This is a genomic window from Blautia sp. MSK17_66, assembly GCF_020538025.1.
Lineage (GTDB): Bacteria > Bacillota > Clostridia > Lachnospirales > Lachnospiraceae > Blautia_A.
In genome coordinates, this window is sequence record NZ_JAJBNQ010000021.1 from 49,205 (window position 1) to 61,554 (window position 12,350).

Below are 12,350 nucleotides of genomic sequence, written 5' to 3' on the forward strand. Positions count from 1 at the left end.
GATGTGCGAAACGCACAGGAAAAGGAGTATGTGAAATGAAGGACAAGATTTTCAGTGTTCTGCAGCGAGTGGGACGAAGCTTTATGCTCCCTATCGCAATCCTTCCGGTAGCCGGTCTTCTTCTCGGAATCGGAAGTTCCTTTACCAATGCAACTACAATTGAAACATATCATTTAACTAGCATCCTCGGTGAGGGAACCGTTCTGAATGCCCTCCTGATGATCATGAACAAAGTCGGAAGTGCAGTCTTTGATAACCTGCCTCTGATCTTTGCGGTAGGTGTTGCGATTGGTATGGCAAAAAAAGAAAAAGAAGTTTCCGCGTTATCAGCAGTTATCGCGTATTTTGTAATGAATACTGCGATCAATGCGATGCTGACGATCACAGGACAGATTCTCGACAATGGAGAGATTGCAGAGTCTGTGCTGGAGGGAACCATCACTTCTGTATGTGGTATCCAGTCTTTGCAGATGGGTGTATTTGGCGGTATCATCGTAGGACTTGGTGTGGCAGCACTTCACAATAAGTTCTACAGGATCCAGCTTCCGAATGCACTGTCATTCTTCGGCGGTACAAGATTTGTGCCGATCATTTCCACGATTGTTTATATGTTTGTGGGAATTCTTCTTTATTTTGTATGGCCGGTTGTCCAGAATGGAATTTATGCGCTTGGCGGACTGGTAACAGGTTCCGGGTATGTGGGAACTCTGATCTTTGGTCTTATTAAGAGGGCACTGATCCCATTCGGTCTGCACCATGTATTCTATATGCCTTTCTGGCAGACAGCCGTAGGCGGTACGATGGAAGTTGCCGGACAGATGGTTCAGGGCGGACAGAATATTTTCTTTGCACAGCTTGCAGACTCTGCAAATATTGCACACTTCAGTGCTGATGCAACCAGATATTTCTCAGGTGAGTTTATTTTTATGATCTTTGGTCTTCCAGGAGCAGCACTTGCCATGTATCAGTGTGCAAAACCTGAGAAGAAAAAGGCTGCTGGTGGACTTCTTCTCTCCGCAGCACTTGCATGTATGGCAACAGGTATTACGGAACCGCTGGAATTCTCCTTCTTGTTTGTGGCTCCTGCACTGTTTGCGGTACAGGTAGTTCTTGCAGGTTCAGCTTATATGATCGCACATATGCTGAATGTTGCAGTAGGACTTACATTTTCAGGCGGACTGCTTGACTTCTTCCTGTTTGGTATCCTTCAGGGAAATGCCAAAACAAGCTGGATGCGAGTGATCCCGGTTGGTATTATTTACTTCTTTTTATATTATTTTATTTTTAAATTTATGATCAGGAAGTTTAATTTCAAAACTCCGGGTCGTGAGGATGATGACACAGAAACAAAGCTTTATACAAAGGCGGATGTAAATGCCCGCAGAGAGGCAGCTCAGGCAGAGACAGTAACTTCTGATGATGCCACAAGCGAGGCGATTACAAGAGGTCTTGGCGGTAAGAAAAATATCAGTGATGTGGATTGCTGTGCAACCAGACTTCGTTGTACAGTCAAAGATGCTTCCAGAGTAAATGACGGAATTCTTAAGGCAACGGGAGCATCCGGTGTGGTACACAAGGGACAGGGTGTTCAGGTTATTTACGGACCGAATGTCACTGTGATCAAGTCTAACCTTGAAGATTATCTGGAAACAGCTCCGGATACCTATGCAGAGACAGAAGACACAGAGGCTGTTCAGGATACAGCAGTTCAGACACAGGAAGCAGAAGAACAGAAGGTTGTCGAGAGAATCGTAATTTCCAGTCCGATAACAGGAGTGGCAGCAGACCTCTCGACTGCACCGGATGAAGCTTTTGCGCAGAAGATGATGGGTGATGGTGCTGTTGTAACACCGGAGGATCCGTTTGTACGTGCTCCGGAGGATGGTGAAGTCGCATTTGTCTTTGATACAAAACATGCCATTGGATTTATAACAGATTCAGGAATCAGTCTGTTGATCCATGTGGGAATCGATACTGTAAAACTGAATGGCGGGGGATTTGAAGCACTGGTAGAGAGCGGACAGACAGTTAAGAAGGGAGATCCGATGCTGAAGCTGGATCTGGAATACCTGAAGGCAAATGCACCTTCTGTCACTTCCCCGGTTCTTTGTACAGAACTGGAGGACAATCAGCGAATCCATCTGCTGCATGAGGGTCAGATCAAAGCCGGAGAACCTTTGTTTGAGATAGAGGTCCTTCAGTAAAAAAGACCCTGGATGGGGATGAAACGGATGATATACAGGATAGCAAAATTATTAAATCATAATTCTTTTATTGGAATCGAATCAGGTGCAAAGCAGGAATGCCTGATCATGGGAAAGGGAATTGCTTTTGGCAAAAAAATAGGGCAGACGATAGAGGTTCCGCAGGATGCCAGGATTTATTCACTCAAAGAACTGACAGACCGTGGAGATGCCAGAGAAATTATCAACTCAGTTTCACCGGTATGTCTGGAACTTGCCAATGAAATCCTCAGGGAGGCTGAGGCAGAATTTGGCGATATCGATCGTTCGATCCTTTTTCCAATAGCGGATCATCTTGATTTTGCTATCCGCCGTCTTCAGAGGGGAGAGCAGATCAGCAATCCACTGACGGAGGACATCCGTATCCTGTTTTATAAAGAATACAAAGTGGCCGGCTGCATAGCACCTATGCTGAAAGAAAAATTTCAGATAGAGCTTGATGAACATGAAACAGGATATATCGCCCTCCACGTTCATTCGGCCATTGTAGATGAGAAGGTTTCACAGGCCATGGAGATCGCCCGAACCGTCAGAGAATGCATTTCTCTTGTAGAGAAAGAAACAGGAAATTCCATCGATGTGATGTCACTGGCATATAACCGTCTGATGAACCATGTACGTTACATGGTGGCAAGAGCGATTCATGGAGAGAAACTCAAGATGAATCTGAATGACTATATGTCTGTGAAATTTCCTGAGGCTTTTCATGCATCTGAGAGAATCTGCCACGAGATGGAGAAGCGTCTGGGACTTCCGATGCCGGATATTGAGATCGGTTATCTGGCAATGCATCTGGAGCGAATGCTGGACAGTGAGACAGAATAAAAATATATACCATAAAACAAAGATATAAAAAGAAGAGGAGAAATTAAAATGAAAACATTCGAGTACACAATCAAAGACGAACTGGGAATCCACGCAAGACCGGCAGGACTTCTTGTAAAAGAAGCAAAGAAATATGAGTCAGAGTGCACGATCACAAAAGATGGCAAGACAAAGAAACTTACACAGCTTATGATGCTTATGTCCCTTGGAGTAAAACAGGGCGAAACTGTAACTGTAACAGCTGAAGGTGCTGATGAAGATACTGCAATTGAAGGACTGAAAGCGTTCTTTGAAGCAAATCTGTAATCAGATACATAGAAAACCCTATGGTGTAACAGAACAGCAGTCAGGAGGAAGTAAGTATGCAGTGTTTTCAGGGGAAATCTGTTTATAAAGGAATTGCAATGGGACCGATCGTGGTTCTTAAGAAAAATGATTACCAGGTCAAAAGAACCAGGATTGAAGATCCAGAGGCAGAAGTAAAGCGTGTGGATACTGCCCTGGAGAAATCAAAGGAGCAGCTTCAGAAATTATATGACAAGGCAGTAAGAGAAGTCGGTGAAGCCAGTGCAGCTATTTTTGAAGTACATCAGATGATGCTTGAGGATGATGATTATCTGGAAGCAATCCAGAATACGATCCGCACAGAACAGGTCAACGCAGAATACGCTGTGGCAACCACAGGCGATAACTTTGCAGCGATGTTCGCATCTATGGATGATGATTACATGAAAGCACGTTCTGCAGATATCAAAGATATTTCCGAACGTCTTGTACGCAACCTGAGCGGACAGGAGGATGCAGATCTGAGTTCTATTGAACCGTCTGTCATTGTTGCAGATGACTTAAGTCCGAGCGAAACCGTACAGATGGACAAGGATAAGATCCTTGCATTTGTGACTGTCCATGGTTCGACCAACTCCCATACCGCGATCCTTGCCCGTATGATGAACATTCCGGCTCTGATCGGCGTACCGATGGAGCTTGAAGAACTTAAAACTGGTATGACAGCAGTTGTAGATGGATTTGCAGGAACAGTTACCTTTGATCCGGACGAAGACACAAAAACAGAAACTGAGCAGAAAATGAAAGAAGAGGCAGAGAAGCTCAGACTTCTTCAGGAACTGAAAGGCAAAGAAAACGTGACCTTAGATGGTCACAAGATCAACATCTATGCAAATATCGGAAGTGTTGGAGATATTGGCTATGTTCTCGAAAATGATGCCGGTGGAATCGGCCTTTTCAGAAGTGAATTTCTTTATCTTGGAAGGAATGATTTCCCGACAGAGGAAGAACAGTTCCAGGCTTACAAGCAGGCCGTACAGATGATGGCAGGAAAGAAGGTTATCATCCGTACTCTGGATATCGGTGCTGACAAACAGGTGGATTACTTCAACCTGGGCAATGAGGACAACCCGGCACTGGGATATCGTGCGATCCGTATCTGCCTGACACAGAAAGATATCTTCAAAACACAGCTTCGCGCACTTCTCCGTGCAGCTGTTTACGGAAATCTCTCCATCATGTATCCGATGATCACCTCTACAGAGGAAGTTAAGAAAATCTATGAGATCGTAGCTGAGGTAGAGGCAGAACTCAAAGAGCAGGAAATCCAGTACAAGATTCCGGAGCAGGGAATCATGATTGAGACTCCGGCGGCAGCGATCATCAGTGACAGACTTGCTGAAATGGTTGACTTCTTCAGTATCGGTACAAACGATCTGACCCAGTACACGCTTGCCATCGACCGTCAGAATGAAAAACTGGATGAATTCTATAATCCTCATCATGAGGCAATTCTCCGCATGATCCAGATGGTTGTGGACAATGCACATAAATGCGGTAAATGGGCAGGAATCTGCGGCGAACTTGGTGCAGATCCGACACTCACGGAGCAGTTTGTACGCATGGGCGTAGATGAACTTTCAGTAGCTCCATCTATGGTACTTAAACTTCGTAAGATCGTAAGAGAGATGAATAAAGCAGAAAAATAATAAAAAAATATATAATAAACGAAAATGAAAACCGTTTTCATATTGACACATCATCAGATTGTGCTATAATATGAAAACGGTTTTCATTTTGGGTAAAATATTGAATATAGGTAACTATTCAGAAGGTAGTATCCCGCGAGGCGTTTTGGCATGTTTTTTGCCAAAATCCCGAGACATATAAGGCAAAATACCATCACCGAAGGTGATTTGGAATGCATTTTGACTCGTAACTGTGAGGGTACTGAACAGTTATGAATATAGATTTATATGCCGGGTATTCCGGCGGAAGGAAGATACTATGGGAAGTAAAGCACCTTATCAGACAAAACAGATGGCACAGTTACTGACTTATCTAAAAACAGTAGAAGGTACGCATGTGACGGTTGCAGATGTCTGTTCTTATTTCAAAGAGCAGGGAATTACAATCGGAACGACAACCGTTTACCGTAATCTGGAGAAGATGGTAGAGCAGGGTCTGGTTGCCAAGTATAATGTAGACGGGACAAGCAGTGCCTGCTTTGAATACCTTGGGGCAGAGGAACACTGTCATAAGACCGTCTGTTTTCACTGTAAATGCGAGAAATGTGGAAAACTGATCCATCTCCACTGCGAGGATGTGGTTAAACTGAGACAGCATCTGATGGAGGATCATGGATTCCAGATGGACTCATGCAGGACTGTTTTTTATGGAATCTGTGCGGACTGCAGAGATAAGAAATAGGATGATGATGCCTGGAAATAAGAACATAATTATAGAAGGAAGTGAGAAGACAGAATGAAAAAATGGATTGCAGGTATGCTGACAGTTTTTATGGGGGTGGTAAGCCTCAGTATTCCTTTTGTGGGACTGCACACAGCAGAGGCCGGTGTAAAGGACACGTCGGACAAAAAATTAAAGATTGTAACAACAATCTTTCCGGAATATGACTGGACACGGGCAGTTCTTGGAGAACGGGAAGCAGATGTAGAGCTTACGATGCTTCTTGATAATGGGACAGATCTCCACAGCTTTCAGCCGGCGGTAAAGGATATCATGAAGGTGTCCGGCTGTGATCTTCTGATCTATGTGGGCGGTGAGTCAGATGAATGGATCGAAGATGCACTGAAGTCTGCACAGAATAAAAACATGAAGACGATCAACCTGATGGAAGTCCTCGCGGATTCCATAAAGGAAGAGGAAACTGTTGAGGGTATGCAGGAGAACGAGCACGGACATGAGCATGAAGATGAGAAGGAATATGATGAACATGTCTGGACTTCTCTTCGCAACGCATCCACAGTCTGTGATGCGATTGCGGAAACTCTTACAGAAATGGATCCGGAAAATAAAGATATCTATCAGTCTAACGCAGAGGCTTATCAGAAAAAACTTGCCAATCTGGATGCAGAATATCAAAATACGGTGGAAAATGCGAAACAAAACACACTTCTGTTTGCGGACCGTTTTCCATTTCGTTATCTGACAGACGATTATGGACTTAATTACTATGCCGCTTTTTCCGGCTGTTCGGCAGAATCAGAGGCAAGCTTTAAGACGATTACCTTTCTCGCCAGGGAGATCGATGAACTTGGATTGAACAGTGTATTTACAATTGAAAAATCTGATGACAGGATCGCACAGACAGTAATAGAAAACACGAAGACAAAAGATCAGAATATTCTGGTACTGAATTCCATGCAGTCGATCACGGCACAGGAGATTGCTGATGGTACGACATATCTTTCTGTGATGAAGGAGAATCTGAAAGTATTAAAGGAAGCACTGTAATTACAGTATCAGAGAACGAGAGGAAATAAAGATGGCACAGATCACATGCAGAAATCTTACCCTGGGATATGATAACAGGGCGATTCAGGAAGATCTTAATTTTTCCATCGGTGCAGGAGATTATCTCTGCATTGTGGGAGAAAACGGATCTGGTAAATCAACATTAATGAAGACACTGCTTCATCTACAGTCGCCAATCAGCGGTACGATTGAGCTGGGAGATGGGCTAAAGAAAAATGAAATTGGATATCTTCCCCAGCAGACGCTGGTACAGAGAGATTTCCCGGCATCAGTGAAAGAGATTGTTCTGTCCGGATGTCAGAGCCGATGCGGGTTTCGACCATTCTACAACAAAGAAGAAAAACGTATTGCAAGGAAGGCAATGGAAAAAATGATGATCCAGGATCTTGCTGATCACTGTTACCGGGAACTTTCTGGTGGACAGCAGCAGAGAGTACTTCTTGCAAGGGCACTTTGTGCGGCACAGAAAATTCTTCTTCTCGATGAGCCGGTATCCGGTCTGGATCCAAGAGTAACTGCAGAGATGTATCAGCTTATCAGAGATTTGAACAAAAAAGACGGAATCACGATTATCATGATTTCACATGATATTGCAGCAGCGATAAAATATGCGACACATATCCTGCATATCGGAGAAAACTGCTTCTTCGGAACCAGGAAGCAATATCTTGAAAGCAGTCTGGGTAAAGCTTTTACCGGACAGGAAGAGGAGGAAGAGTAAAATGTTTGAGACACTTCAGATGTACTTTCAGTATCCATTTGTGCGATATGCACTGATTGTTGGTGTGCTGATAGCACTGTGCTCCTCTCTTTTGGGCGTGACACTGGTATTGAAGAGATTTTCGTTTATCGGGGACGGTCTTTCCCATGTGGCTTTCGGAGCCATGGCGATCGCATCCGTACTGAATGTCACCAACAATATGTTATTCATTCTTCCGGTAACGGTGATCTGTGCGATCTTCCTTCTTCGTGCAGGGCAGAATACGAGAATCAAGGGAGATGCGGCAATTGCCATGATCTCTGTCGGTGCACTGGCAATCGGTTATCTTCTGATGAATTTGTTTTCCACCAGTCCGAATATCTCGGGGGACGTGTGCAGCACTCTGTTTGGTTCTACATCCATTCTGACATTGACCGAGGGCGAGGTCTGGCTGTGTGCGATTCTTTCTGTCGTGGTTGTAGCGGTCTTTATTCTGTTTTATAATAAGATTTTTGCCGTGACCTTTGATGAAAACTTTGCAAAAGCGGCCGGAACCAGGGCAAATGCCTATAATCTTCTGATCGCAGTTGTGATTGCGGTGATCATTGTTCTGGCAATGAACCTGGTAGGGTCACTTCTGATATCCGCATTGGTGATCTTCCCGGCACTTTCTGCTATGAGATTGTTTAAATCCTTCCGTTCGGTAACGATCAGTGCAGCAGTGATGTCTGTGTTCAGTGCAGCAGGTGGAATCCTGATTTCCATCCTGGCAGGAACTCCGGTCGGATCAACGATCGTGGCTGTTGATATTGCAGTATTTCTGGCGTCCTATGGGATCGGAAGAATTCTCGGGAGATGATCAGATCTCGACGATGATTCCTCTTTCTTTATCGTAGCGGCAGTATTTACCGTTGCCGGAGATAAACGGCTGATAGGTATCGGTACGGGTGTCCTTGATATAGACAATACCGGTAGCTATCATCTGTACGAGGGAAAATCTCTTACTGATGCTGGAAATCCAGGCGTAAGTCTTATTGTCATCGGAATCTGCCATAAGAAGACTGTAGCCGTCCTCACATGGGGTAAGAGTGTAGTAGATCTTTTCCGGATTGCTTATCTCTTTAAATACCTGACTGGTTATATAGGAAGAGAAATTTGCTTTGACAAATTTCTGGAAGGAGTGAATCGTATAAACTTCTCCGCTGACTTCGTCAGAAATTCTGTCTCCGCGTTCCAGGCGGTTCTTGATCAGGGTCAGAACCTCGATCGTCCAGTTAATAAAGGAAATACTGCTGTAGGTCATGCTTTCCTGAAGCTGATCGATCAGCTTTTTGGATAAAACATTTGATCTGGCGGCTTCATTAAAAAGTTCTTCATTCATAAAATTCACCCTCCTGATAAAGATTTATAAGCTGTTTTATAGCTTTTATTATAAAATGACATTGTGCAAAAAGCAACAAAAACCTATTAAAACAAAATAAAATTTATATAAAATTCACATATTTGGAATTGTATAAAATCTAACATCGCATGGAATCCGGGGAAACTCAGATTCCATTTTTGTTGCCAAAAGATAAGGAATCAGATACAATGGATGTAGCGATTAAAAGACTGAAATTTTTTATAAACAACAGGACGGGCATCTGATGAAGAGCACAGAAAAAAAACAGACATACTTTTTACGGGCGGCTATGATGGTTCTTACAACGATACTGATCGTATTATTTTTTATCATTATCTCCCTGGTCAGTAAGATCCAGGGAACAGCCCGTGTTATCAATTATGCAGGACTGGTGCGAGGCGGCACGCAGCTCATGGTCAAGCTGGAAATTTCTCAGGAACCGCAGGATGAGAAATACAGAGAAATCTCAGACTACATCGAGGGCCTGAGGTATGGCAGTGAGGAACTGAATCTTATATGTCTGGAAGATAAGAACTTCCAGAATAAAATGGATGAGCTTGCATGTTATTTTGAGGAAGTGAGAAGTGAACTTCTTCTGGTAAGGGAGAAGGGATACGAAAATACAGAGATTATTCAGAAGAGCGATCAGTTTTTCCAGATCTGTGATGAGGCAGTAGGGTATGCAGAGGTTTATTCACAAAAGAAGGCAACTGCCCTGGACTATCTGGAAAAAGTAGTTTTCGTGGATATTCTGGGTCTTATTCTGATCATTGGCACAGAACTGATCAGAGCATTCCGCTTTGCGGCACAGAACAAAATCCTTCAGAAAAAGGTATATCTGGACGAGGCAACAGGACTTCCGAATAAGAATAAGTGTGAAGAGATCCTTAATGTTCCGGGAATGATCGGGGAGGAAGAACTGGTTGCACTCTGTGTGTTTGACCTGAATAATCTGAGAATCATCAACAATGATATGGGACACGACAGGGGCGATGAATATATTCGCCTGTTTGCGGAACTGCTTCGGGAAGCAGTTCCAAAGGAGTTTTTTACAGGGCGTGACGGAGGAGATGAATTCCTTGTTGTACTTAAAGGAATGGATCATAGCGGAGTCCGGGAATGCCTCCAAAGGATAAGAGATCATGTAGCGGATTACTCTCGAAAGAATCCGCAGCTGCCGATCAGCTATGCGGCAGGTTATGCGTTGTCGAGTGATTTTGACGGCTGCACGATGAAAGATCTATTTTGTTTTGCAGACAAAAATATGTATATCGATAAGAACCAGGCGCGGATGGAAGAAGCGGCCCAGAAGCAGAGAATGGATCGTCGTATTCTCGCAAAGATTACGGAAGAAGGGTATGAATTCTCAAGCTGTATGTATTGTGATGCATTTCTGGACAAATATTATGTGCTGAGAACCGGTTCAAAATTCTTTCTGGCAGACGATGGAAGCTATTCCGGTGCTGTGGAGCAGGTGATTCAGAAGCTTTCTGATGCAGAAACCAGAAAAAATCTCAGAAAGCTGCTTCAGATTGAATATCTGCAAAAGCATCTTACAGAAACAGCAGGAAAATTTGAAATTCCATATCACTATGAGGATAATGAAGGGGTTCACCGCGGCAGAATAACGGTGCTGTATCTTGATGGAACAGAGGATGGAAGGCTGCATCACTTTGTGCTTGGGTTTGAAGCTTTTCAGAATTCGGATGAGAATACAGCTAATGAACAGCAGAGTCTGACGCGCTATTATGAACAACTCCGTCAGTCTATTGTGGAAAACGGTAATTATGCGGAAGCACTTCTGCAGACTGCCCATGCAGTTTATACGGTGGATCTGACAAACGACCGGCTGGAGAGAGTTTTCTTTGACGCAACCGCAGAGGAGATCAAAATCGAAGTTCATACACCTTGTTCTTACACGGAGTATTGTCGTGAGAGGTGTAGTTATGTGACAGACGATACAATAGAAAACTACAGGATTGTGGACTCTTCGCAGAAACTGCTCAGACGATTTGAAACCGGCTCCAGGCAGGTGACGGTTGAATATCGTGAAAGTGGTAAGGATGAACCGTCGATCTGGCTTCAGAAAACAGTTCTGATGTCCAGAGATATCGTGTATGATCCAAAGACAGATAAAGAAAGTACTGTTGTTCATGGAATCATTCTGTTTAAGAATACGTCGGAGTTTCATGAGAAAGAAGAGAAAGAAAATGAACGTCTCAAAATAGCAATTGAGGAGGCAGACTCCGAGAACAGAGCCAAGACGGAATTTATGAACCGTATGAGTCATGACATCCGCACACCGATCAACGGTATTATGGGGATGCTTGATATCATTTACAAAAACCGTCAGGATGAGGAAAAAGTAAATGACAGTCTCCATAAGATACAGCTTTCGACAAGCCATCTTCTGGAACTTGTAAATGATGTGCTGGATATGAGCAAGCTGGAAGCAGGAAAGCTTGACACAAAGGAGGAAGCTTTTGACCTTGAGAAACTGATGGATGAAGTAGATGCACTGATGGAGGCACAGCTTACTCAGACCGGAATTGCATACAGGAGACACGAAGAAACGATAAGGCACACAAAGCTCTATGGTACATCTCTGCAGCTTCGAAGGATTATGCTCAACCTTCTGAGCAATGCAGTGAAGTATAATAAAGAAAACGGAACGATCGACACTTATGTACAGGAACTTTCGGATGATGGAGAGACTGCTCTTTTGGAATTTAAAATTGTGGATTCCGGAACAGGAATGAGCAGAGAGTTCATAGAGAATGAACTGTTCAAACCGTTCACGCAGGAAACAAATGATGCCAGAACGAAGTACCGGGGAACCGGACTTGGCATGTCTATTGTAAAGGCACTTATTGACCTGATGGGAGGTACGATCGAGGTAGAAAGTGAGCTGGGAAAGGGAACCGCCTTTATCTTCCGTATACTGTTTAAGATTGATCAGAACATTCATCAGCAGGATGAAATGGAACCACAGGAGTATCCGCAGGAAAGAATGCTCAGAGGAATGAAGATTCTGCTGGCAGAGGACAATGAGATCAATATGGAGATTGCGGAGTTTTATCTGACTGAGCTTGGGGCAGAGGTGGATAAGGCATGGAATGGTAAGGAAGCGGTGGAGAAATTTGCTGAATCAGAGCCGGGCAGATATGATGCGATTCTTATGGATGTTATGATGCCGGTCATGGATGGAATAACAGCAGCAAAACATATCCGTAAACTGAAACGTGAGGATGCCGGAAGCGTTCTGATCCTTGCGATAACAGCCCAGGTTTCCGAAGAAAATGCCCGGAAATGTCTGGATGCGGGCATGGACGGATACATTCCGAAACCTATAGATGCCCGGAAACTTGGGATGATGCTTCGGAAGACTTCATGAATA

General features: G+C 43.9%; 10 protein-coding genes. 9 read left to right on the forward strand and 1 reads right to left on the reverse strand.

Annotated elements, in window-relative coordinates:
* Positions 1 to 35 precede the first annotated feature (35 nt).
* From LIR34_RS12020 to LIR34_RS12055, 8 genes are all read left to right on the forward strand, one after another.
* Positions 36 to 2,204 (forward strand): PTS transporter subunit IIABC, encoded by a 2,169-nt coding sequence (locus LIR34_RS12020; RefSeq protein WP_173902888.1) that lies wholly within the window; start codon positions 36 to 38, stop codon positions 2,202 to 2,204.
* Positions 2,205 to 2,231: 27 nt separating this feature from the next.
* Complete coding sequence (locus tag LIR34_RS12025; RefSeq protein ID WP_161285335.1) at positions 2,232 to 3,068, forward strand: PRD domain-containing protein; 837 nt, start codon at positions 2,232 to 2,234, stop codon at positions 3,066 to 3,068.
* Between the two features lie 48 nt (positions 3,069 to 3,116).
* Entirely contained in the window at positions 3,117 to 3,374 is a 258-nt protein-coding gene (locus LIR34_RS12030) for an HPr family phosphocarrier protein (RefSeq protein ID WP_161285334.1), read from the forward strand.
* A gap of 56 nt (positions 3,375 to 3,430) precedes the next feature.
* A complete protein-coding gene (ptsP, locus tag LIR34_RS12035) occupies positions 3,431 to 5,062 on the forward strand; it encodes a phosphoenolpyruvate--protein phosphotransferase (RefSeq protein ID WP_161285333.1) in 1,632 nt (543 codons plus the stop codon).
* 298 nt (positions 5,063 to 5,360) lie between these two features.
* Entirely contained in the window at positions 5,361 to 5,783 is a 423-nt protein-coding gene (locus LIR34_RS12040) for a Fur family transcriptional regulator (protein ID WP_161285332.1), read from the forward strand.
* A 54-nt stretch (positions 5,784 to 5,837) separates the two neighbouring features.
* Entirely contained in the window at positions 5,838 to 6,830 is a 993-nt protein-coding gene (locus LIR34_RS12045) for a metal ABC transporter substrate-binding protein (RefSeq protein ID WP_173902887.1), read from the forward strand.
* Positions 6,831 to 6,861: 31 nt separating this feature from the next.
* On the forward strand, positions 6,862 to 7,572 hold the full coding sequence (locus LIR34_RS12050; protein ID WP_173902886.1) for a metal ABC transporter ATP-binding protein: 711 nt from the start codon (positions 6,862 to 6,864) through the stop codon (positions 7,570 to 7,572).
* Position 7,573: 1 nt separating this feature from the next.
* Entirely contained in the window at positions 7,574 to 8,410 is an 837-nt protein-coding gene (locus tag LIR34_RS12055; protein WP_161285329.1) for a metal ABC transporter permease, read from the forward strand.
* Here LIR34_RS12055 and LIR34_RS12060 read toward each other — a convergent pair whose 3' ends face one another.
* On the reverse strand, positions 8,411 to 8,932 hold the full coding sequence (locus LIR34_RS12060; protein WP_161285328.1) for a hypothetical protein: 522 nt from the start codon (positions 8,930 to 8,932) through the stop codon (positions 8,411 to 8,413).
* A 265-nt stretch (positions 8,933 to 9,197) separates the two neighbouring features.
* On the opposite strand from LIR34_RS12060, the gene LIR34_RS12065 reads away from it, so the two are divergent.
* Entirely contained in the window at positions 9,198 to 12,347 is a 3,150-nt protein-coding gene (locus LIR34_RS12065) for an ATP-binding protein (protein WP_173902885.1), read from the forward strand.
* Positions 12,348 to 12,350: the final 3 nt, after the last annotated feature.

Bases quoted from the DNA above. Each gene is read 5' to 3' on its own strand.
- LIR34_RS12020 (WP_173902888.1), top strand. From the start codon at position 36: ATGAAGGACAAGATTTTCAGTGTTCTGCAGCGAGTGGGACGAAGCTTT.
- LIR34_RS12025 (WP_161285335.1), top strand. From the start codon at position 2,232: ATGATATACAGGATAGCAAAATTATTAAATCATAATTCTTTTATTGGA.
- LIR34_RS12030 (WP_161285334.1), top strand. From the start codon at position 3,117: ATGAAAACATTCGAGTACACAATCAAAGACGAACTGGGAATCCACGCA.
- ptsP (WP_161285333.1), top strand. From the start codon at position 3,431: ATGCAGTGTTTTCAGGGGAAATCTGTTTATAAAGGAATTGCAATGGGA.
- LIR34_RS12040 (WP_161285332.1), top strand. From the start codon at position 5,361: ATGGGAAGTAAAGCACCTTATCAGACAAAACAGATGGCACAGTTACTG.
- LIR34_RS12045 (WP_173902887.1), top strand. From the start codon at position 5,838: ATGAAAAAATGGATTGCAGGTATGCTGACAGTTTTTATGGGGGTGGTA.
- LIR34_RS12050 (WP_173902886.1), top strand. From the start codon at position 6,862: ATGGCACAGATCACATGCAGAAATCTTACCCTGGGATATGATAACAGG.
- LIR34_RS12055 (WP_161285329.1), top strand. From the start codon at position 7,574: ATGTTTGAGACACTTCAGATGTACTTTCAGTATCCATTTGTGCGATAT.
- LIR34_RS12060 (WP_161285328.1), bottom strand. From the start codon at position 8,932: ATGAATGAAGAACTTTTTAATGAAGCCGCCAGATCAAATGTTTTATCC.
- LIR34_RS12065 (WP_173902885.1), top strand. From the start codon at position 9,198: ATGAAGAGCACAGAAAAAAAACAGACATACTTTTTACGGGCGGCTATG.